The sequence below is a fragment of the Streptomyces sp. NPDC005808 genome (genome assembly GCF_042871385.1).
Classification (GTDB): Bacteria; Actinomycetota; Actinomycetes; order Streptomycetales; family Streptomycetaceae; genus Streptomyces.
In genome coordinates this window covers 208740-229499 of record NZ_JBIAIK010000004.1, presented here as the reverse complement: position 1 = coordinate 229499, position 20760 = coordinate 208740, and the positions used below count along the sequence as shown (strand labels likewise).

The 20760-nt window shown below is 68.5% G+C and carries 29 protein-coding genes; all 29 read right to left on the bottom strand.

From position 1 onward, the window contains the following. Positions 1 to 13: 13 nt before the first annotated feature. Entirely contained in the window at positions 14 to 937 is a 924-nt protein-coding gene (locus tag ACFYPC_RS11435; protein WP_388673813.1) for an N-acetylmuramoyl-L-alanine amidase, read from the bottom strand. Next, positions 937 to 1167 carry a hypothetical protein gene (locus ACFYPC_RS11430; protein ID WP_388673811.1) on the bottom strand — a complete coding sequence of 77 codons (231 nt, stop codon included), beginning with the start codon at positions 1165 to 1167 and terminating at the stop codon, positions 937 to 939. Before ACFYPC_RS11430 ends, ACFYPC_RS11435 begins: the two co-directional genes overlap by 1 nt. A 61-nt stretch (positions 1168 to 1228) precedes the next feature. Further along, positions 1229 to 1504, bottom strand: a complete 276-nt coding sequence (locus ACFYPC_RS11425; protein WP_388673809.1) for a hypothetical protein — start codon at positions 1502 to 1504, stop codon at positions 1229 to 1231. A gap of 10 nt (positions 1505 to 1514) precedes the next feature. Then, positions 1515 to 2027 (bottom strand): hypothetical protein, encoded by a 513-nt coding sequence (locus ACFYPC_RS11420; protein ID WP_388673807.1) that lies wholly within the window; start codon positions 2025 to 2027, stop codon positions 1515 to 1517. A 9-nt stretch (positions 2028 to 2036) separates the two neighbouring features. Further along, on the bottom strand, positions 2037 to 4868 hold the full coding sequence (locus tag ACFYPC_RS11415) for a hypothetical protein (RefSeq protein ID WP_388673805.1): 2832 nt from the start codon (positions 4866 to 4868) through the stop codon (positions 2037 to 2039). Beyond that, the gene (locus tag ACFYPC_RS11410; protein WP_388673803.1) at positions 4868 to 6445 is read right to left on the bottom strand and encodes a hypothetical protein; all 1578 of its coding nucleotides are present in this window, start codon (positions 6443 to 6445) and stop codon (positions 4868 to 4870) included. Before ACFYPC_RS11410 ends, ACFYPC_RS11415 begins: the two co-directional genes overlap by 1 nt. Beyond that, complete coding sequence (locus ACFYPC_RS11405) at positions 6426 to 6716, bottom strand: DUF4035 domain-containing protein (protein ID WP_388673801.1); 291 nt, start codon at positions 6714 to 6716, stop codon at positions 6426 to 6428. The genes ACFYPC_RS11410 and ACFYPC_RS11405 overlap by 20 nt, the downstream gene beginning before the upstream one ends. Positions 6717 to 6730: 14 nt before the next feature. Further along, a complete protein-coding gene (locus ACFYPC_RS11400; RefSeq protein WP_388673799.1) occupies positions 6731 to 7147 on the bottom strand; it encodes a hypothetical protein in 417 nt (138 codons plus the stop codon). 22 nt (positions 7148 to 7169) lie between these two features. Continuing rightward, complete coding sequence (locus ACFYPC_RS11395; protein ID WP_388673797.1) at positions 7170 to 7604, bottom strand: phage tail tube protein; 435 nt, start codon at positions 7602 to 7604, stop codon at positions 7170 to 7172. A 55-nt stretch (positions 7605 to 7659) separates the two neighbouring features. Next, the gene (locus ACFYPC_RS11390) at positions 7660 to 8088 is read right to left on the bottom strand and encodes a DUF3168 domain-containing protein (protein WP_388673795.1); all 429 of its coding nucleotides are present in this window, start codon (positions 8086 to 8088) and stop codon (positions 7660 to 7662) included. Then, positions 8085 to 8477 carry an HK97-gp10 family putative phage morphogenesis protein gene (locus ACFYPC_RS11385; RefSeq protein ID WP_388673793.1) on the bottom strand — a complete coding sequence of 131 codons (393 nt, stop codon included), beginning with the start codon at positions 8475 to 8477 and terminating at the stop codon, positions 8085 to 8087. Before ACFYPC_RS11385 ends, ACFYPC_RS11390 begins: the two co-directional genes overlap by 4 nt. Before the next feature lie 5 nt (positions 8478 to 8482). After that, positions 8483 to 8659, bottom strand: coding sequence for a hypothetical protein (locus ACFYPC_RS11380; protein ID WP_388673791.1), 177 nt, complete (start codon positions 8657 to 8659; stop codon positions 8483 to 8485). Continuing rightward, positions 8659 to 8997: a hypothetical protein gene (locus ACFYPC_RS11375; RefSeq protein WP_388673789.1), complete on the bottom strand. Its 339-nt coding sequence runs from the start codon at positions 8995 to 8997 to the stop codon at positions 8659 to 8661. Before ACFYPC_RS11375 ends, ACFYPC_RS11380 begins: the two co-directional genes overlap by 1 nt. After that, complete coding sequence (locus tag ACFYPC_RS11370; protein ID WP_388673787.1) at positions 8990 to 9346, bottom strand: head-tail adaptor protein; 357 nt, start codon at positions 9344 to 9346, stop codon at positions 8990 to 8992. The genes ACFYPC_RS11375 and ACFYPC_RS11370 overlap by 8 nt, the downstream gene beginning before the upstream one ends. Further along, positions 9343 to 9936 carry a hypothetical protein gene (locus tag ACFYPC_RS11365; RefSeq protein ID WP_388673785.1) on the bottom strand — a complete coding sequence of 198 codons (594 nt, stop codon included), beginning with the start codon at positions 9934 to 9936 and terminating at the stop codon, positions 9343 to 9345. The genes ACFYPC_RS11370 and ACFYPC_RS11365 overlap by 4 nt, the downstream gene beginning before the upstream one ends. A gap of 15 nt (positions 9937 to 9951) precedes the next feature. Continuing rightward, entirely contained in the window at positions 9952 to 10266 is a 315-nt protein-coding gene (locus ACFYPC_RS11360; RefSeq protein ID WP_388673783.1) for a hypothetical protein, read from the bottom strand. After that, positions 10266 to 10646 (bottom strand): hypothetical protein, encoded by a 381-nt coding sequence (locus tag ACFYPC_RS11355; protein ID WP_388673781.1) that lies wholly within the window; start codon positions 10644 to 10646, stop codon positions 10266 to 10268. Before ACFYPC_RS11355 ends, ACFYPC_RS11360 begins: the two co-directional genes overlap by 1 nt. A gap of 16 nt (positions 10647 to 10662) precedes the next feature. After that, positions 10663 to 11505, bottom strand: coding sequence for a P22 coat protein - protein 5 domain protein (locus ACFYPC_RS11350; RefSeq protein ID WP_388673779.1), 843 nt, complete (start codon positions 11503 to 11505; stop codon positions 10663 to 10665). A gap of 21 nt (positions 11506 to 11526) precedes the next feature. Continuing rightward, positions 11527 to 12258 carry a hypothetical protein gene (locus ACFYPC_RS11345; RefSeq protein ID WP_388673777.1) on the bottom strand — a complete coding sequence of 244 codons (732 nt, stop codon included), beginning with the start codon at positions 12256 to 12258 and terminating at the stop codon, positions 11527 to 11529. Between the two features lie 50 nt (positions 12259 to 12308). Continuing rightward, on the bottom strand, positions 12309 to 13292 hold the full coding sequence (locus tag ACFYPC_RS11340; RefSeq protein WP_388673775.1) for a hypothetical protein: 984 nt from the start codon (positions 13290 to 13292) through the stop codon (positions 12309 to 12311). Continuing rightward, positions 13289 to 14773: a phage portal protein gene (locus tag ACFYPC_RS11335; RefSeq protein WP_388673773.1), complete on the bottom strand. Its 1485-nt coding sequence runs from the start codon at positions 14771 to 14773 to the stop codon at positions 13289 to 13291. Before ACFYPC_RS11335 ends, ACFYPC_RS11340 begins: the two co-directional genes overlap by 4 nt. A 10-nt stretch (positions 14774 to 14783) precedes the next feature. Further along, positions 14784 to 16418 (bottom strand): hypothetical protein, encoded by a 1635-nt coding sequence (locus tag ACFYPC_RS11330; protein ID WP_388673771.1) that lies wholly within the window; start codon positions 16416 to 16418, stop codon positions 14784 to 14786. Continuing rightward, positions 16402 to 16881 (bottom strand): hypothetical protein, encoded by a 480-nt coding sequence (locus ACFYPC_RS11325; RefSeq protein WP_388673769.1) that lies wholly within the window; start codon positions 16879 to 16881, stop codon positions 16402 to 16404. Before ACFYPC_RS11325 ends, ACFYPC_RS11330 begins: the two co-directional genes overlap by 17 nt. A 164-nt stretch (positions 16882 to 17045) precedes the next feature. After that, the gene (locus ACFYPC_RS11320; protein WP_388673767.1) at positions 17046 to 17240 is read right to left on the bottom strand and encodes a hypothetical protein; all 195 of its coding nucleotides are present in this window, start codon (positions 17238 to 17240) and stop codon (positions 17046 to 17048) included. Positions 17241 to 17244: 4 nt separating this feature from the next. Then, positions 17245 to 17445: an HNH endonuclease signature motif containing protein gene (locus ACFYPC_RS11315; RefSeq protein WP_388673765.1), complete on the bottom strand. Its 201-nt coding sequence runs from the start codon at positions 17443 to 17445 to the stop codon at positions 17245 to 17247. A 286-nt stretch (positions 17446 to 17731) separates the two neighbouring features. Further along, positions 17732 to 17911 (bottom strand): hypothetical protein, encoded by a 180-nt coding sequence (locus ACFYPC_RS11310; protein WP_388673763.1) that lies wholly within the window; start codon positions 17909 to 17911, stop codon positions 17732 to 17734. A 187-nt stretch (positions 17912 to 18098) separates the two neighbouring features. Then, on the bottom strand, positions 18099 to 20189 hold the full coding sequence (locus ACFYPC_RS11305; RefSeq protein ID WP_388673761.1) for a cell division protein FtsK: 2091 nt from the start codon (positions 20187 to 20189) through the stop codon (positions 18099 to 18101). An 86-nt stretch (positions 20190 to 20275) separates the two neighbouring features. Next, on the bottom strand, positions 20276 to 20452 hold the full coding sequence (locus tag ACFYPC_RS11300) for a hypothetical protein (protein WP_388673759.1): 177 nt from the start codon (positions 20450 to 20452) through the stop codon (positions 20276 to 20278). 51 nt (positions 20453 to 20503) lie between these two features. Beyond that, a complete protein-coding gene (locus tag ACFYPC_RS11295) occupies positions 20504 to 20677 on the bottom strand; it encodes a hypothetical protein (RefSeq protein WP_388673757.1) in 174 nt (57 codons plus the stop codon). Between the last annotated feature and the right edge of the window lie 83 nt (positions 20678 to 20760).

Genomic DNA, 20760 nt, shown 5'->3' with positions numbered 1-20760 from the left:
TCCCTTCGGGGGTTCAGGCGACGACGGTGAATCCGTACTTCGCGCCGAGCTTGGTGAGACTGGCCTTGCCGGGGACGCCGTCGGCAGCGCTGCCGCTGTAGCCGCCTCCGGCCTTGGAGCGCTGCCACTTCGCGTAGGCCTCGACCGTGGTCGTGCCGAAGTGGCCGTCGGAGTACGCCTTGGCGAGCAGGCCCGCGTCGACGAGGGCGGACTCCACGGTGCGGACCCCGGAGTAAGTGACCGGAGTGCCCGCCGCTTTCGGGTTGGTCTTGGCCGCGGCGACCACCTTCGACAGGTCGACGACGGGCTTGGCCGGCTTCGGCAGCGGGGGCACGGTGACGGGCTTCGAGCCGAGCCGCTCAGCGACAGCAGCACGTATCGACGCCATGGTGAACCCGCGCGGGTCGACCTTGCCGGGCTGCCACTCCAGGTGGCCGATGACGGAGCGCTCGTCCCAGCCGTGGTGCCGGCAGATCGCGGCGGAGACCTTCTCGATGGTGAGCAGCTGCGCGGCGGGCCATGGGTCCTTGCCGTCGCCGAGGTTCTCGCACTCGAAGCCGTAAAAGGAGCGGTTGCCGTCGGTGTCCGCCTCGTTGTCGGCGGGCAGCGCCGTCTCGTTCTTGACGGCGGCGAGGACGTCACTGTCGCCCAGGCCTGCGTGGTTGGCGCGGCCGTAGCCGACCAGGTGCACGGTGCCGTCCTTGGCGATGACGCCGTGGCAGAGCGGGCCGGGCAGCGTGGAGTGCCCGTCGCGGCACAGCGCCACTGTGGAGGCGGTGCCCTTGGTGACGGTGTGGTGGATCATCACGCCGTGCACGGGACCCCACGGGCCCATGTGGTTGCGGTTGTGGGTCTCCCAGGTGCCGACCTCGACGACGGTGAGGCCTTCGTCGCGGAGCAGGTCGAGGAAGGTGGCGGCGGACGGTGGTGTGGCCATCACACACGCTCCGGCCAGTGCCAGGTGCCGCCAACGGTCCCGCTCTCGTCGTGCGTGATCTCCTGGTTGAAGAACATGCCGGTCGGATTGAGGACGGCAAGTCCGACGAGGTCGGGGTTGACAACCTCGGTGACGACGGCGGCCCGACACTGCGAGGTGTACTCGCCGCCGGGGGTGCCGTAGCTGACGTAGTGGACGATCCGCCCGACGGACGGCTGTTGCTCGGTCATGTGCCCTCCCGGGCATGAGAAAAGCCCCGGCCAACGGCGCGGGGCGACGGTGTGGGGTTTCTCAGGGGTAGAGCGGAACAGCGTCATGCAAGGGCGTCCTCGTGATCGAGGCGACCGTGATGTTGTCCCAGTAGGGCGCGGACGTTGCTTCCAGGCCGGAGGCGATTCCCTGGGCGATGGCCATGAGTTGCTCAGGGCCGGTGATACTGCCGTTGCCCATGTCGCTGCCGTCGCCGGTGAAAGCGTCCGCGCGGGCGATGTTGAACGCGACGTCGAACGAGCCGCCGGTTCCGTTGCTGTTCAGGGTGATCTGGTAGTACTCGGACTGTGGGAGCACGGGCTGCCTTTCAGGCGATCCTCTTCATGCGGAGGGTGGAACCGGCGCGTACCTGGGTGGCGGCGGCGTCGGAGGTGATCTGGGCCCACTGGAACATCAGGTTCCCGGCCGTGCTGCTGGTGGTGAGGACTCCGCTGATGAACGCAGTGGTACCCGTCAGGTTCCCCCCTCCCAGGCCCAGGACGTCGCTCAAGGTCCGCGAGGGGAGGGACACATCGGAGACGGGATTGGATGAGGTCACCGCGGTGTAGGCGCCCGCGACACCCCAGGCCACGGTGGATCCGGCGGGTGCGGTGAACTGCATCTTGAACTTGCCCGTCGTGCCGGAGCTGTGCAGCAGCAGCAGGTCGAAGCGGTACTTGGCGCTGGCTCCGGCGGGCAGGAACAGTTCGTTGTCGTCCTGGTAGGTGATGCTGTTGGTGACGGTCTCGGTGGTCGCCTTGACTACCTCGTCGTAGATCGTCGAGCGAAGGACGTCGACGAGCATCCTCTGACCGGCCCGCATGTCGGGGTAGATGGCCACGACTCCTCCTCACAGGGGGATGTAGACGGGGTGGGCGAGACGGACGTCTTCAGCCGGATCGTGGGCTATCCGCACGCCGTTGACGCCCCGTACCACGGTGAATGTCTGCGGGGACGAGGTGCCTGAGACCGCGGTTACGCGGACCACCTCCCCGCTCACACCTCCGACACGCACATCGAAGGGGAACTCGGCCGCGTACCCGGTGCTGTCCACCCAGACCGTGTTCCCGGCCGCGGTGGCCACGCTCATAGACGTCGCCGAGGACGTCAGGGCCGCGTTCAGGGAACTGCCGTTGGTGTCCGCCCGGCTGTAGCGGTCGCTGCTGGCCACGAACGCCGTCCAGGGCTCGGCCGGTACACAGTTGAGCGTGATCTTCCAGGACTGTGGTCCGGCTTCCTCGGTGTAGCCCTGCACGAGCACATCAACATCGTCCGGGCCGTGGTCCTCTGGGACGTTCGTCAGGCGCAGCATGTCGCCGACATCGAGGCGCAGGATGGCGTCGATCATCTGGAAGACGCGAGGGTTGGCGAGATCCAGGGTGATCCGGGTGTACCGGACGCCGTTGTACGTCCCCAGGTGCAGGCGCATGTACGCGACGTTCGCGGCCTGGTCGTCGGTGTACAGGCTGTAGGTGTAGGCGTTGTCGTAGCGGCCCGCACCTGCGGGGAAGTCCTGGACGGACAGCTCGCCCGACTCCAGAACCGCCCGGACCGGCACGGCGCCCCCTGCCCGGGACACCGACACGTCGTTCTCGGTGAGCTTGTCGTCATCGGCCGGCTTGAACGGGGCGCTGATGAGACCGGCGGAGAAGTCGAGGGTGAGCGCGGGGGGCTGGTTCCACAGCGTGGAGTGGCTGCGGTGGATCACTTCCAGGGCGTCGCGCCGCTCCAGGAGGTAGCCGAAGTTGGTGAGGCTGGATTCGTTGAGCAGCTGCAGCAGCTTCTTGCGGTCCTGCACGCCCATCAGCTGCTGGTGAGCCAGCTCCCCAGAGGTGCTCGCGGTGTATCCGGATTCGGTGGCCAGACGCTCGATTCGCGCGCCCGCGCGCTCCCCCGGGAAGCCGGTGGCCGCACCCCACATGTCGGCGGCCGAGGGTCCGGTGCCGTCCCAGTAGGTGATGTAGCCGAACCCGCGCTCGGTCATGGTCTGGTTGGCCACGGTGAGGAACCCGAACCGCAGGTCGATCGTCGAGACGGCCTTGACGACTACAGGGATGGTGCCGCTGTCCAGGAGGACACCGTCGGTGTACATCTCCCACGCGGTGGTGGAGACGCCGGGGTCCATGGTCAAGCGGATGTGGTGGAGCCCCTCGTCGTAGATGTTCGCGGGGCTTCCGGCGGTGAGGAGCGACTGCGGCGCGGAGGTTTCCCCCACCGCCGTCCACAGCGTGGCGAGGGTGTCCAGGTTGCCGTTGAAGACGAGGAAGAACTCGATGGCGTTGTCCGCGTCGGTGCCGGCCCCGCGGTCGCGGATGACGACACCGCCCGCTGACTCGTTGCCCCCGCCGCGCAGGAACAGATCCACCGACCACTTGGAGGCAGCGGACGAGCTGACCGGGACGGTGCCGATGAAGCGCCCCGTGGAGTCGGGCTTCACGGCGATCACGGGCTCGATCCAGTCCGCCAAGCGGCCGGCCCCGAACTCGACAGGTGTGTCCACGGCTGCGTCGATCTTCTGCCGCATGTTGGACCCGCCGACGAGCGATGTGCCGACCGTGCTGGAACTCCCGTCCGTCAGCGGCCAGCACTCGATGGGGCCCTGCGCCTTGATGTAGCGCAGGAGGGCGGAGTCCTGGGGCTTGTTGCCCGCGTCCATCCGGCGGCTGATGCCGGTCGGGGTGATCTGCGTGTACGTGTCGTTGCCCGAGAGGTCCCGCGTGGGCGGCCAGGCAGGCACCTCACCGGCCATGCGGATGTGCTTGTTGGAGAACACCGCGCTGCCCTGCTTCGTCCACACCAGGCCGGTGGCGTCCGTGAACGAGGTGCCTCCCGGGGTCGCGGCGGCCACCGACATGGCGACCGCGACGGTCCCGGCGATGCCGTTGAGGAGCTTGAGCGCGAAAGCCTTGCCTCGCATCCGGTTCAGCGTCCCTCCGCTGGGCAGTGCGTTGAAGCTGGAGCCGTGCCCGAACTCGAGCTCCGCCGTCCCGGTGAACACACTGGTCGTGCTGCTGCCGGTGATGGGCTCGCCCAGGAGGTCCCATTCCTCGTCGTCGACGGTGCGCCCGGTGTAGAAGCGCAGCTCGTACCCGCCGGCCCCGTTGTCGATGTCCAGCGTCACGCGCAGCGCCAGGCGCCGCCCGTTGTGCGCCTTCAGCTCTGCGGTGGCCGTCTGGTCGATGCGGCTCGCGAACGTCCCGTCCGGGGACCACAGGAACGTCGGGAACCCGTTGACCATCTCCAGGGCCCAGCACGCGTTGGCGGACGGTACATAGCGCAGGCAGATCATCTGCGACTCGGACCAGTCCTCAAGGGCCATGTCCACGCGCAGATCGAAGTCGCCTGCGATGTCCAGGGCTGCACTGTCGGGGGTCTGGATGGCGTCCGAGCCGAGTCCTCCGGCGAACTCGGCCCACGGGGAGCCGACCCGGTACCCCCACCGGAAGGGGGTGTTGCGGCCGATCAGCCCGCGCAGACGGCTCTTCGCGTTGCGCGGGGAGTAGTCGTGGCCGCGGTTGTCGAGCGTGCATTCCGTGGTGGTGGGCTCGGCCGCGGCGAACGACTCGGCGGACAGGCCCCGGGACGCGGTGACCGCGGAGGTCTGCCGCAGATCCCGGGTGATTCCGTTCCACGCACCGCCGAAGAACAGTTCAGCCCAGATGGGCGGGGGCAGGCTCGGCATCAGTCACCTCCAGCGTAACGGGCCACATCTCCACCGGCCTTGGTGCGCACCTCGGCCTGGAGGTACTCCCGGAAGGGGCCACCATCGATCTGGACGACAACCTGGTTGCCGCCCTGCATGTTCAGCAGACCCTGGAGCTTGCTCAGGGGAAGCACGGCTTCCTGCTCCCGGCCCTCACCGATCATGGCCAGGGTCGGCCCTGTGGTGACACCGCCCTCGGCGAGGTACGGGATGTAGGGAAGGAAGCCGATATCGACGCCGGGAAGACGGTTGGCTCCGCTGATCAGCGTGTTCACGCTGTAGATGCCGTCGTTGAGCAGGCTGATGATTCCGTTGAGTGCCCACTTCAGGCCGCCGACGACGCCGTCCCACATGCCATCGAAGAAGCCTGCGATCTTGTCGACCCAGCCGGAGATCGTCCGTCCGATGCTGCTCCACTGGGCTGAGATCCAACCGGTGATCGCACCCCAGTTCTTGATGATGATCCCCAGCGGGGCGAAGTTGAAGAAGATCGTCTTCACCATGGCGACAGCCCAGTTGAACAGCGCGACGATGTCGTCCCACAGGCCCTTGAGCCAGTTCCAGACCGCGTTGAAAATCTTGATGGTCCACGCCTTGATCGTGTCCCAGTTCTTGATGATCACGATTGCCAGAGCGACGACAGCCGCGACGATCAGGGCAATCGGCCAGATCGAAAGCAGCCACGCCGCCGCCATGGTGACCGCGCTCAGCGTGGCGGTAGCGGCCATGGCGATCCAGGAACCCACCCACGCCGCCGCCGTCGCTATGGCCGAGCCGACAGCCGTCGCAGCGGTCGCGACGGTCCCCGCCCCGAACAGCGCGAAGGTGCCGATGAGACCGAACAGCGCGGTACCGATCTGCGAGATCGTGCCGACCCAACTGCCCATGACACCCGCACCGACCTGATTGCGCTGCGCCTCATTGAGATCGACCTGCGCGCTGCTGGCGTCGATGGCCGCCTGCTTGCCGTCGAGCTGGGCCTGGCTGTAGTCCTCGGTCGCCTGCTTGCCGTCGAGCTTGGCCTGCTCGGCATCCGCATCCGCCTGACTCAGGTCGATCTGCGCCTGCTCAGCCTCAAGAGAGTTGGGGCCGAACTCCTTGACCGCCTCGTTGTACTCCTCCTGGGCAACCTTCTGGTCGAGCAGAGCCTGCTTGAGGTCGATCCCGGACTGGGTACCGTCCAGCTGCGCCTGGTTGGCGTCGACCTGCGACTGCCGCATGTCCTGGTTGGCCTGCTTCACATCGAGCGCGGCCTGGGCGACGTCGTTCTGCGCGCGCGCGAGGTCGTCGGCCCGCTGCTCTCCCGTGTTCCACAGGTCGACGGCGCCGTTGACGATGTCGCCCATGCTGGCGAACGCACCGGCGGCCCCGAGCGCCCCGACGCCGACCTTGTCCATGCTGGTGGCGAGACCGCCGGCCTGGCTGTCCGCCTGGCCGAGGTCACCGCTGGCAGAGCTGGCCGCGGCGCCCAGTCCGTCGATGCTGGTAGTTGCGTCGTTGAGCGTTGCGGACGTACTGCCCATGTCCGCGGCGACCTCAACCTTCAGGTCCTCCACGCTCTTCACCCCCCATCGACTGGTTGATGCCGCGGATGGCTGCCAGCATTTCCTGCGGCCCCTTCCGCTCGGCGCCATACGGCAGCAGGAAGTCCTGCGGGGTGAACCTCTTGCCGCCCTTGCCCCGGTTGGCGTTGGCGATGGTGGCCGCGATGGTGGCCGCCTGGATGTCGTTGCGGCGTCTGCCGAGCGGGCCGGTGATCTTCTCGAAGGCCATCCACTCGGTCAGCTCGGCCGAACCCAGCCGGGAGTCCAGGTCGGCCACCGTCATCCCGAGATGCTCCGCTAGCCGGAAACGGAAGAGCCGCTCTGGGCGGCGTCGGAGTTTCCCTCGGCTTCCTTCACGGCGAACCGGCCCATGCGCGAGAGTTCCTGCACCTTGGCGGCCAGCCGCTCGATGACCGAGCCGGACTTCAGGCCGAGCTCGCCCGCGGCGATCTCCTTGTTGGTGTAGAGCCGCTCGAAGTTCTCGTCGACCATCGCCATGCCGACGAGCTTCTCGCGGTACACCTTCAGGGACTCGACCTTGAGCTGAGGGTTCTGCCCGTTGGCGACGACGCTGCCCGCCTCGATGTAGCCGCGGTCGGCGGCCGACAGCTCCATGAGACGGACCTGCGCACCCTCGCCCCACTCGGGCACGGGCACGTCCTCCCACACGCGGTCTACGGCGGAGTTGATCTGAGCCTTCGTCAGTAGTGCCATGATGCGCTCTTCCCCGCTCTCGTCAGGCGCCGGTCGCGGTCAGCACAGGCTTGCCCGAGATTTTGAAAGTGCACGTGCGCTCCATCTTGTCGTCGTGCGGGAACTCGTCCCCGAGGCTGGTGATCAGAGCGGAGAACTCCCACGTGTGCTCGTCGTCCTTGCCCGGCAGGATGACGACCTGGTAGTCCCGCAGGTCGTCTTCCTCGAAGTCGGCATCGAGCGCCAGGTGGGTCGCGTCGCCGGGGTCGTAGTTGATGGTGATCTCGACTTCCCCGCCGTCCTTGAGCCCCTTGACGAACTCCCGGTACTTGTCGGGGGAGTCGTGGGCGGTGACTTCGATGGCCTCACGCGACCTCGAAGGACCGGAAACGTCCGAGACGTTGGCGACGGCCAGAAAGGCGCCGGCGCCGTTGGAGTCACGCTTGAGCTGGGTACCGAATGCGTCAAGACCGGCCATGGTCTCCGCCCTTCTGAGGTTGTCCGGCGCTTGCGGCCGGTCGTTGATCGGACAGTTACGCGGGGGAGACCTCAGTGCCGATACGGAACGTCATCGGCACGTGCCGGATGTCGCCCGGAGGCTCGGGGTCCCTGAGCGTCTGCAGGGACACGAACCGCGTCCACCGGTGGACATGGCCCTCGATGGTCAGCGGTGTGTGGTCCAGGACCTGAATCACACGGGCCGCGATCGTCAGGCTTGAGGCGAAACCGCGGTTCTGGTCCCAGATGTGCAAGGTCCCCAGCACCTCGGAGCTGTACCGGTCGTGCGCGTTGGACGGGGTCTCCACCGCCTCACCGATGACGATGTACGGGTAAGGCTGCTTCTCGTTGACCCAGTCGAAGACGCCCGTGATCAGGGCCATGAGCGGGGCGTCGGCGAGCAGCGCGTTACGCATGCCGTCCTGCGTGGGCAGCGCGGCCAGTCCCGGAATGGGGCTGCTCACCGCAGGGCCCGCCGGATCTCGTCCGTCAGCCGGGCGGCAAAGCGGCCCCGCTCCCGCTCCAGCGCCGGATACAGCGACGGCTGCGCAGGCCGCTTGCGGGTGCCGAACTCGACATAGGTGGCGTAGGAGTTCTCGGGGCCGAACCAGCCGACATCGGCGACCAGGCCGCCCTCGCGGTAGCGGATGTCGACGGTGTCTTTGAGGTGGTGGCTGTCTCCGCCCCTGGTGTCGACCGGCACGTTGCGCTTGACGTCGTCGCGTACCGCCTCGGCCGACTCCTTCACAGCCTCTACCAGGGCATCCTTGATTTGGTCAGGCATGTCCTGGAGGCGTTCCTTCAGCCGGGCCAGGCCGGTGACCCTTACCGGCGCCCGTCCGCTGCGTGCCATCGCCGTCACCTCCTGCTGAGCTGCTTGCGGATGGTGTGCAGTTCGCCGGCGACGGCGAGCAGGGCCCACGCGATCGCCCGCGGTCCGACCTCCTTGATGTCGCCCACGGCGAGCAGTTCCTCGGCCCGCGAACGGCACTCCTGCGGCTCGCACTTGGGCAACTGCCAGTCCCGCTCGGCCATCAGACGCCCAGCTCGAACGGCTTCACGGTCACCGTGGTGACCGCGCTGTAGGTGATGGCCGCGCGGCCCGTCGCGCCCCGGAAGACGTTCGCGAGCGAGATGAACGCGTGCTTCCCGGCGGCGACCGCCACCGCGGTATCCGCGATGGCCAGCCCGGACACCGTGCCCGGCGTGGCCACCGTGACCGTGATGGATCCGCCGGAGCCGTTGTTGACGTACAGGAACCGGCCGGGCCCGACGGGCGCGGTGTCCCCTCCGACAGCGGCAGCGACCGCCTGGGCGGCGACATCGGCGATACCGGTGGCTACCGGCACCGTGGTGAGGCTGAGTTCAGCCATCGGGTTCTCCTTCTCCCTGGATCAGCTCAGCAAGAGCCTTCGAGTACACGGGCCGGGACGGCTGGACGACGGACAGCACCCGGAACACCTGGTCGTTGCCCAGGCCGTCCTTGCCGCGCAGCTCGTCGCCGCGCCGCACGTCGGCGCCGGGCGGCATGAACACGTCGTGCGAGTGCTTGGAGTTCGCCTGCTGGGCGATGAGGCGTTCGGTGGGGGAGGGCTGGTCGACCTTCGCCCGCACGGGCAGCCCCTGTTGGACGAGGGTGGTGGTCTGGCCGCCGTGCCCGTCCGGCGACGTCTGCAGGCGCCAGACGTCCAGCTGCCGGTTGAAGTACCGGCCGACGCTCACCTCGACCTCAGCAATTGCGCGCCGCCGCCGAAGCGGGCCTCGAGGCGCTCGCGCCAGTACTGCGGCAGGTCCATCTCACTGACCCGCCCGTCGCCGCCGAAGGTGACCGCGTAGTCCCCGATCCGCTCCGAGGTGATGACCTCGGTGGCCAGGCCCGTACCGTCCGCCTCGGCCCGCTGCGCCTTCAACGCGCCGGCGACCATGCGGCACACCAGGTCGACGATGTCCGAGGGCACATCAGCGAGCCCGTGCGTCTGGACGACTTCCACCTCGGACGGGCCGTCACAGCCCGTCCAGCCGACCGCACGCCACAGGCGTTGGGAACGCAGCCGCCAGTCCGTCAGCGCGACACCGTCCAGCTCCACCGAGGCGACGGCCGAGACGGGCAGGCCGGGCAGTGTCAGCCACTGACCCGGCCCGCCCTCCAACAGGATCGTCGACGTCGTCTCCGAGATCGGCACTCCCGCCGCCTCACGGACGGCGGTCGAAGCGACGTCGAGGAACACCCCGACCATCGCCTCCTCGGAGGCTTCCACGGTCAGGCCGCGGGCCTCCAGGTCGGCCTGTGTCGCCAACGGGTCGAGCGCCACGGCGACCCCCTCCCGTCAGCTGGCCAGTTCGATCAGGTCAGCCTTGGTGAGGTTCGCCGCGTCCTCGGCAGACAGGTGCCCCTGGCCGACGACGTAGGCGATCCACTCGGACTTGGACGCGTTCACCGCAGGCCGGGCGGACTTGTCCGCGGCTGGGTCGCTGCTCTCGCTCGGTCCCGCTTCCGTGGTTCCGTCCGTGTAGGAGCTGCCGTCCTGGTTGACGCGGGTCAGCTGGCCGCGGGCGAGGCGCTGCTCGACCGACTCGTGAAGGGGCAGATCCATGGCGTGGATCCCGCCGCCTTCCCCTCGGATGTAGATCGTCTCTGTCATCACGTGGCCCTCGGGATTCGCAGGACGTCGATGGTGCCGACGAAACCGGTCTCGAAGTCGATGTGCATCGCCCCGTCGGACTGGAGGAACCGGCCGGACTCGAACGGCCCGAAGTACCGGATGCCCGAGGTGAGGGCGACCTCGACAGTCAGGTCACCCTGCCCTGCTGCCAGCGCGGGCGGGTTGTCGCCGGCGCGCACGATCAGGTCGTGCGCGGTGCTGTCGGTGTGGGTGGCTCGGAGGATGGTGAGTTCTGGGACGGCGTTCGCGATGACGACGCCGTTGGTGACGAGCGTGGCGTCGACCGTCGTCGGGCCGGTGGCACCGTTGAGGGAGCTGTTGGCGACCAGGTTGCGGTACGCGACTGCTGTGCGAGGCATGAGTTCACTTCTCCGATCAGGTCTTGGAGGCGACGAGAGTGACGATGTGGTCCGGGCGGATGACCTTGGCGCCGTACAGGTGCAGGCCCTTGATCGCGTCGGAGAAGCTGTTCTCCGGCCGGTAGGCCTCGGTCTTGTTGATCTGCTCCGCGAAGGAGATTGCCTGCGGCACCCCGGCCTGGACTACGAAGTCGTCGCCGGTGGGGTTCGGGGCCTGGTTGGACTGCGCCAGGTTGAAGCCGAGCGTGCGGCCCACGAATCCGTTGCGCAGTGGCTCGTTGGAACCGGACGCGGAGGCGTCCAGGTACTTGCTGCTGTCCAGCAGCAGGGAGAAGAACCAGTGCGGGCCGACGAGGTAACGGCCCTCTTCGGGGATGTCCGCCTCGTCCATCCGCAGCTTCATCGCCCGGATCTGGGCGTAGGCCAGGTCCGCGGTGGTCACCGCCACGGTGCCCAGCTGGTTGGCGGTCGCGGCCTGGGTGTACAGGTTCGCGACGTAGGAGTCGGCGACCTTCGCCAGCTGGTACGCGGCCCTTGACATGGCCTCGGGCATCACGCTGCCCTTCGCCTGCCGCTTGTCGACGTCATCGACCTTGAACGCGAAGTACTTGCTCTGGTCGACCTGCAGCGTGCGCTGCGCGTCGGTCAGTTCCTCCGGGGTGATGACCGTGGAGTTCGCGGTGTAGGTGCCGATCGTCGGGTCGGAGATGGACGTGATCCGCACGATGTCGCCCGACTCGGCGATCTCGCCCTCGTAGTCGCGGTTGACGACGCCAGGCTGGCCGTAGACGAGACGCGTCCGGGTGCCGACCAGCAGTCGAGCACTCCAGACTTCCGGCCGGAAGCGGGTGATAGCCACGGTGTGGCCTCCTTCTTGGGGTTAGCCGGCGCTGAGGTAGTCGTCGAGCTGGCCCGCATCCTGGGCCGCGACGATCTGGTCAGCGCTCATGGTTTTGAGGTCCTGCTTGGTGAGCTGCTTCGGCCGGCCCGCCTTGCGCGCTGCGCCGCCGTCGGCTGTGCCCTGGAACCTCTTGGCCGTTGCGGCTGCCAGGTAGGGCTTGTTCTTGATGAGCTCCTCGATCGCTTCCGCGACCTCTTCACTGTCGACGTTGCCGTCGTCATCGACCTCGAACTGGTCGAGGTCGAGGAACTTGTAGGCGTCGGCCGGGTCCGCGAGCTTGCCCGCGGCCGCGGCTTTCACTTCCGCCCGGAGGATCCTGCCGTTGGCCTTGGCGGTGGCGTCGGCCTCGGCCTTGCGGCGGACCGTCTCGGTCTCGTCCGCGCCGTCCTTCTCCGCGAGCTTTCGCTCCAGCTCCTTGGCCCGGTCCCGCTCAGCACGCCACTTGCCCTTCATGGACGCGAGCGCGCGCTTGCCCGGGTCGCCGAGCTTGTCGGCGCCCTCCGGGTCTGTGTCGTCGCTGCCGCCTTGGGCTTCGGTGTCGTCCGAGTCCGCCTCGTCTACCTGGTCGCCGTCGTCGTCGCCGTCCGCATCGTCGTCCTGGCCGTCGCCGCCGTCGACGTAGAACATCGGCGACCACGGGTCGACCGGGTAGGGGTGGGACCAGCCGGGCGCGTGCGCGCGGGCATGGCGGGGCAGGGTGCTGCGGTGCATGTGATCTCCCGTTGCGGGGTGTGGGCCTGCGCGTTGCGCGCGGGCGGGGTTCAGGCGATGTACGCGTGCTGCCGCAGCAGCCGGACCGCGTGCTCGCGGTTGCCGGCCTGGCGGACGATCTCCTCAGGCATGAGCCGCGTCGCGGTGGGGCTGAAGCCCCGGATCGACTGGGACCGGGGGATCGCTCCCTCGTCCTGCAGACGGCGGAACTCCTGGCGCCGGAACTCACCGCGCTGCGTGCCCTCGGTCGTGGCCCGCACCGTGCGGCCGAACACGGTCGCCGAGGCCATGCCGCGGCGGGCGTTGACGACCTGGGCGATGTCGGCGCCGGCGTCGATCGCCTTCACCGCGGACGCGCCGAACGTGCGCTGCTTCTCGCCGTCGGACATCGATTTGAAGAGCGCCTCAGGGCTGGAAGGTGTGGGCCGGTGCTCGCGGGTGACGGGCTCCATCGAGCAGTTGCACTTCGGATGCCGGGCGAACGCCGTACTGACGCCGTACTCCCGCCCGGCCAGGACCACACAGCGCGAGCAGGCGCCGCCCTCGACAACCCGCACGTAGGAAGTGACAGCCGGGCGGGCGATCATGCCGACCGAGTCGGCCGCACGCCCTGCATCGGCCACAGCCGTGCGGACCACCGCGTCCAACAGGGCCTGACCGCTGGCCATCGACTGCACCACCGGCCTGCCCTGCGTAACCAGCCGCAGCGCGGCCCACATCGGCGCCATCAGCACGCTTGCAAGCGGAAGCCCGGCGCCGGTCACGCCCACCAGCGCGGCAGGGTTGAGGCGGTCGGAATCCGGCTGCTCCGGATCCATCCCCAGCAGCCCCGTCAGCCATGGCTCGGTCGCCTGCGCGGTGGCCAGCTGCCCGCTCCCCACGATCGCCACCAGGCGGCCGAGCATGCCCAGCCACGACGGATAAATGTTGTCCCGGTCGACCTGCCGCCACATCTGCCGCGACGCCCGCGCGGTCGCCTCGGTCAGACGGCGCCGCGCTTCCATGTGCGCGACCGCCTGGGGGGACGGGCTCATGCCGCAGCCTCCGGCTCCTCGTCCGGCTGCTGCTCGTCCGGCTGCTGCTCCGGATCGGGCACGGTCCCGCCGCCGGTGAGGTTGCGGGTCAGCTCGGTGACCGGGTCTGCCTCCAACTCCCGCTCGCGCATGGCGAGGACGTCGAACACCTCGGTCGGGGTGAGGCCGTACCGCAGCGCCAGCCACTCGAAGGGGAAGCCGAGCTGCTTCAGCTTCAGCAGCGCGTCCGCCATCTGCGCGTGCGAGCGGGACTCGGTCTCCGCCCACAGCACGCGGCCCGAGCGCAGTTCCGCGGCCTTCGCGTACTCGCCCTTGGCCAGCGCGATCAGACGGGCCATCTCACGCAGGCCCTGCCCGTACCACAGGGTCTTCTCGTCGCACCGCTTCACGAGACCGGTCTCCGCGGCGAGGAGGGCGCCCTCACCGAGGTTCGCCATCTTCCCGATCAGGTAGTGCTGCGGGGTCCGCGTCTGCGCCGCGAGGTGACCGACCGCCATCTCGATGATGCCGCTGTACATGCCCAGGTTCGCGGCCTGCCACTCCGCGATCCGGGCGTCCTTGCCGGTGATCCAGGCGACTCGGTCGACCTGGAACTTGTCGAGGTCTACCGCCTGTTTGCCGACGATCTCACCGGCCGAGTTGAGCTTGGGGATCATCGGCCGTTCGGCGCCGAGGACGACGCGCTGCGGGAAGCTGGCGTAGTCGGAGGCAGTGAACAGCTGCGCCCACAGCAGGTTGATCGCGTCCTGCATCGCGACCACGCCGGCGACATCGGAGATCGGATCCTCAACGAGCATCGGCTTGTTGGGCAGCTCCACCATCGGGACCACGCCCATGGGATTGGGCTGCGGGTTCGGCTCGGCGCCCATCTCGCGCGGCGTCCACGTCTTCAGTTCCTCGTCGACGTCCGCCATCTGCGGTGACTTGTCCTGCCGCGCGAGGGGACGGCAGAACTTCCACACCTCGTGCTTCAGGTACAGGGTGGCGAAATCCATGTTGCCGTCCTGCCACCGCTTCAGCGCTGCCCGGCGCAGGCGACGCGAGCCCGGCTCGTAGGCAATGACGCACTGAGAGGCGTCCTCGAACGTGACCACAGGCATGTCCGGGTCATCCGGGTCACCCCACACCAGGACGAAACAGCGGGCCCCGGTCACCGCGCCGAGGAAACCGAGCTGGCTGTCGGCGTCCAGACCGTTGACCTGCCACACCTTCCACAGGTCCCTGTCTGCGGACGTCTCGCCGTCGGCCACAAACCCGGTCACGGTCAGCCGCTCCACGGGCGAGTCGGCCACCACCTGCACCCAGTTGTCGGAGAAGTCCCGGTAGCGCTCCCCGTGGAACTTCGCGAACTCCTCGGACGCGAACTTCAGCGGGTGCTTGCCCCGGTAGTAGTCGTTGTGCCGGTCGATCGGGCCGCGCCGCCGGATCAGCTCGTTCTCCAGCAGCGCGACCAGCTGGAGAGCCTGCCCTTGCGTAGCCATCGGGCCCTCCTCAACTGCCGTAGTAGTAGGACTCTTCGGGCTCGGCCAGGCCGGCCGCGATGACGTCGCCGAGCGCCTCGTGGGCGAGGATGCTCGGGATGGTGACGTCGATCTTCTGAACCGGGCTCGCCTTGCGCAGCACGTAGCGGCCCATCGGGCGGGCGGCTGCGCGGGTGTTCTCGATGTGTGACTGCGTGATCGCGCAGCCGTCGTGCGTGAACGCGGCACCGTCCGAGGTGCGCTTCACGACGTCCGTCTTCAGCCGCTCGCACGCGGAGTGCATCTGCACGATGCGGCGCGTGTGCCAGCGGATGACGCGCTCCTCGCCGTACAGGTCGACCCACTCGTCGATCTCCGTGTCCCAGTACGGCGGGTCCGCGTACAGCCGCACCACGTCGTACCGGTTCATCAGCTGGTCCATCGCCGCACGCACCTCGGCGCGCGGGACCTGGCCGCCGTAGTCCGCGGGGTTCCAGATCGTCGGCTCGTCGTTGTCCCCGAACAGCGGGGTGAACTGATAGCCGTCCATCGTCTCGCCGCGGATCGCCGTCCAGTCGTCGCTGTCGGAGCCGTCGAAGCCGAGGACGATCCGGGTCATCGGCCGGACCCTGCGCGGCTTCGCCTTCGCCGCCCACTTCGCGCCGTCCAGCCAGGACGCCGAACCGGCTACGCACCGGTTGCCGAAGAACCGCTCGGCCTGCGCCTCGTCCGTCTCCATGATCTCGGCGGCCTCGGCCTCGATCGCATCGAGATCCACATGAGTGGAGCCTGCGTAGACGATGCTGTGGATCTTCCGCCGCTGGCGCTTGTCCTTGTACGACAGGGACTTTGGGGCCTGCGGGTGGTACTTGAAGACGTCCCGTCGCTTCGACTCAGACGTCGTCTGCGCCACGGACTTCTCCGACGGATCCCACCCGTTCGTCGTCTCCATCGAGCGGCCGCCCATGCCGGCCGTGCCGCGCCGCTGGGTCTCGGCGACCCGGCGTAGCTTGTTCGCCGTGGTGTACAGGCCGGTCTCGTCCTGCATCGCGAAGATGATCGGGTTGCCCAGGCGAGACAGAGCCGACGAGGTGACCACGTCGATCCGGCCGTCGTCCCCGACCCGCGTGAACTCCTCGCCTGTCTGCATGATCTCGGAGAGCGGGCCGCGCTTCACCATCGACCGCAGCGGGCGGTACACGTTGTCGACCTGGTCCTCGGACGTCGCCGTCAGCTGGATCAGCGGAGTCGGCCACGGCACACCCATCGGCTCGCCCGGCTGGTACTCGTACCACCAGCCGCAGCCGCAGCCGTGATCCGAACACCGGTACCGCTCGCCACCCTTGGCCCAGCCATCAAAGACGACCGGCCCGGCAGCCTCGGCCAGCACGATCGTCGCCGACCACGGCCCCTTGCCCGTCTTCTGCGGAGCGACGACCTGGCTACGGCGGTATTGGAACGCCGGCGCCAGCTGCCCGACGACGGCCGTCGGCTTCACGCGGTAGTGGTTGACCGTGCACCACAGCTGCCACGGGTACAGCTCCATGCGTTCGCCCACGCGGAAGCCGTCCGGGATCGGACAGTGCTCCTCGATCCAGTCCGGCACGATCCACAAGGTGGGGAAGTCGACGACGAACTCGGCCCCAGCGTCAGGCCCCTTCGCCACTGGGCACGACCTTCAGCCGGTCACGAGCCGACGGACGCCGAACGGCATCCGTCTGCCCGGCCTCCGCAGCGGCGGGCCCCTCGATCGCCGGGGCGATCTTCCACCGGTTCCGGTTCATGCCCGCCACGCTGAGGCCGAGGCTGTCGAGGTAGCCGCGCACCATCTTCTTCACATCCACGCGAGCGTCCGCACGCTCGGCCTCGGCCAGCGTCCGCACGAACAGCGCGACCTCCAGCTCCTGGCCCATGTCCTCCCATGCCACAGCCTGCGGCTTCGCCCACAGGTCATCCCACAGATCCAGCTCACGGTCAGCGGCCTCAGTCAGCGGCCACTCGGGCGGTGCTCCCTCGCGTCCTTCCGCCGGCAGCGTCCGCCATCCGCCCTTGTCGATGACCTTCGTACTGCGCAAAGACCTCGGGTCCGGCGGCGGTCCGGAGACCGCGCGCGCTCCTCCACGGGGCATGTCGATCACTCCTCCAACGCTGCATTGCGCAGCACTGATTGCCGTCACCTTGCGTGACAGCTGGGACCCTCTGAACCCGACGGACCAGGCAGCGCCCTCCCCCGCGTCGTCCGCCCCCTGGCCGGTTGGGGGTACCCCCCTGGGTCTGGTCACAGTCGGTGAGATCACTGGAGCGGGTGAAGGCCCTTGCCGATCACATCGCTGGTGATGAATCCCTGGCATGCCTCTTTGGTCTCGAACCAGATCGACAGCCTGACCTGCATGCCCTCCAGCTGAAGGACTGGCTGCCAGGGGTAGCGGGGATTGGGTACCTCTGTCTCGTCGCCCTCGTCGCAGGCGAACCATCCGGTGGCGTTCATGCCCTCAGGTTCCCCAGGTTTCGGCTGCGGTTTTGCGGGAGTGGTGTGCCTTGCTCATGGCCTGCCAGTTGGTCGGGTCGTAGCCGCGGGGGCCGAGTGGTCCGAGGCCGTCGATGTGGTCGACCTCGGTCGCCAGGTCGCGCTGCAGGGGTGGGAGGGCGGAGCACGTGGGGCATTCGCAGTACGGGTGGTCTCGGAGGTACATGGCGCTTGCGTCGCGCCATCGTCGGCCGCGGCCTGCGTCCTTGTGTCGGGGTCTTTCGGCTGTGACCTGGGTCTGGCAGTCGGTGCACCGCCCGCGGGCGGTGAGGGTGGGGCATCCGGGGGTGGGGCAGACCTGCATGGCCTTACGCGGCATGGTCGCCTCCCTGTAGACGCGACGAAGGCCTCGACCAATCCCCCCGGATTGGTCGAGGCCTTCGTGTGTCCTGGTCAGCGGTATGTGGGCACGCTGAACATGGGTTGAGTGTTACACCCTGCGATCTAGTGGGTCAAGCGGCCTTGACTGTGAGGTGGTTTTGGAGTTCGTGCAGGTCGATGAGGGCGCGGCCTTGGGTGTCGTGGCCGTGGTGGGTGAGCTTGCCGCGGTGGAGCCAGACGCGGATGGTGCCGGGCTTGATGCCGGTGGCTGCGTGGGCGGCGTAGGGGTCGACGAGGACGGGCTGTGCCATGCCCCCATGATGCGGCACAGGCGGGTTTTCAGGGGATGCCCTGAACCCCCTCTACCCCCTCTACTTGCCTGCTCAGGGGCCTCTATGGGGGGCTCTATAGCGGTAGTGGCCCCCCTCTAGATCCACTCGCCGGGTAGGGCGGGGCCAGAGGGGGGTGCCGTAGTGGGGGTTGTAGTGCCCTCCCCCTCTACCGGTCGCCCAGGAGCTCGGTGGGCATGGCGGCTTCGAGGTCTTCGCGGCGGTATCCGGCGAGGTTCTTGCCGCCGATGTTGACCTGCTTGGTGGTGCGCTTCACGCCGGCGTCGTCGAGTTCCTTGGCGAGGCGTTCGGCGTCCCAGTCGCCGTAGTCCTCGTCGAGGTTCTCCAGGCGGGCGAGGATGTCGGCGGTGTGCATCTTGGGGCTGTGGCGCATGACGGAGAGGCAGTCGGACAGGACGGGGCTGACGGTGAAGCCGGAGGCTTCGGCGATGGCGCTGGGGTCGTTGGCGGCGTCGCCGGTGAGCTGTCCGGCCTGCTCGCGCAGGGTGCGGCCCTTGGCGCACATGGTGTTGAAGGCGGCGGTCTCCAGCATGTCGGCCTTGACGGTGACGAAGGAGGCGGGGCCGGTGACGAGGACGCCGACGCCCTTGTGCTCCTCGGACAGCACGGAGGCGTCCGCGCCCTGGGCGGCCTTGCCTTTGCCGAGGACCATGTCGGAGGACGTCTGGTCGGTGACCTGTGTCGAGTAGCGGATGGTGATGATCTCGCGGAGCTTGGTGGGCACGGACTTGGCGTCGGGGCGCTGGGAGGCGTAGTTGGAGATGAATCCGGCTGCGGGGCCGCGTCGGGCGATGCGCGCCATGTCGTTGATGATCTCCTCGCGCTCCTGGTCGTCGACGGCGAGGAACGCTTCTTGCAGCTCGTCGACGGTGAACAGGATGAACGGCATGTTGTAGCGGGTGACGATCTCGGGGGTGAGCTTGCCTTCGGGGCAGATCGAGGTGGGCAGGCCGCGCAGGATGGTGAAGCGGCGCTCCATCTCGCGCAGGAGCTCTTTGAGCAGGGCTTTGAAGGCGAGGATGGCGTCTTCTTCGGCGCCGAGGACCAGGCGGTGGGCGACCTGCCGCATCTGGATCCAGTCCTGGCCGCCCTTGAAGTCGCAGACGTAGTGGCGGACGTGGGCGTCGAGGAGGCCGGCGGCGGTGAGCAGGCGTTGGCTGAAGGTTTTGCCGCGCCGGGGGAGGCCGCCGAAGAACATGGACTGCCAGACGATGGGGATGGAGACGCGGTTGCCGCGGGCGTCCTGGCCGAAGGGGACGGCGTCCCAGATGGAGAAGGTGTCGAGGGCTTCCATGGGCGAGGTGGTGGGCGGGGAGAGGTAGGGGTCGTCGTCGGCGACCCACATGGAGACGCGTCCTGCGTTGCCGCCTGCGACGGCGCGGACGCGGCTCATGATGACCTGGATTTCGTCGACGCCCAGTTCGGCGGCGATCGCGGTCCGCTTGGCGAGGACGTCGGCCGCGGTCTTCCCGCCGCCCTTGGGCAGGTCGAACAGGACGGCCCATCCGTTGCCGTCCCGCAGCGGCCCCATGATGCAGTTGACCTTGGGTCCTTCGTCGTCGCCCTTGCCCTGCTTGAGGAGCCCGGTGGCGCGCAGGGCGTCGTTGAGCTGCGCTGCGTCCATGGCGATGCGCAGGGGCGGGATGCCGTGGTCGAGGATGCGGGCTTCGTCGGACCAGCCGATGGCGGTGAGGCCGCCGCACATCATGCAGCCGGCGGCGAGCTGCAGGCCGAGGGTGGCGTAGTTGAGGGCGACGGCCGCGGCGCTGGCGAGGCCGAGGGCGGCACCCCAGCGCCAGCGGCGGGCTTCGGTGCGCTCGCGGTGCGCTACGACGGCCTGGGCGGCGAGGACGACGTCGTCGGGCTTGGCCTTGACCTGGACGCGCAGGGCTTTGATGCCGGCGGTGTGGTCCTGGGCGGCGAGGACGGGCCACAGGCGGCGTCCGCCGCGGTAGGCGCCGCGCGCGGAGTAGCCGACGACCTTGACGGCGTACTTGGGGGTGCGCAGGCCGTGGTAGCGGGTGTGCCACCAGCCGACCTTGATAAGGGCTCCGCTGTTGGCGCGGACGGATGTCCAGTTGCGTGCCCAGGCGGGGAGGATCGGTACGTCGGGGACGGTGAGCCAGTCGGCGAGGGGGTTGTCGGGACGGTCGACGGCTTCGACGTCCTGGGTGGCGTCCTGGGCGTCCTCGGCGTCCTGTGGTGCGTCCTGGAGGGGCTTGGTCAGGATGTCGGTCATGCTTGGGGCTCCTACTTTTCCAGGTGGAAAGGTTGGGCCCGGGGACGGCGACTTGCTTGGCGGTGGGACGCCGCCCCCGGGGTGATCTACATCTTGTTCTTGGCGTCCTCGCGGGCCTGCGCTTCCGTCCGGATCTTGTCGACGCGGTTCTCAAGCCGCTTGGTCGGCTTGCCGCGGGACTCCCGTCGCTGGATGCGGGCGCCGAGCAGCAGCACCTTCGCCAGCTCGCGGGCGTTGTGCGGGTCGTGTTTGGAGACAGGCACGGTCAGTCCTCCGGGGCGGTGTCGTCGGTCTCGGGCGGGGCGGGTGGCCAGTCAGTCGTCGTACAAGAACCGGCCGCGCCGCCATACGGGCTGCGCACGGAGCTTGCGGTCCAGCTCGGCGTTGACGGCCTGGGCCTCCTGCGACTCATTGCCGTGCTTGCCTTCGGGGTCCGGGCGTGCGGCCATGAGCTGCCTGATCTCTTCGCGGTCTCGCTTCCAGCCCATGACGGGCTCCTCTCATTCGGTGGCCGGGCTGTCCGGCCCCACCGCACCCGCCGAACTTCTTGGATGACATACAAGAGGTTCGG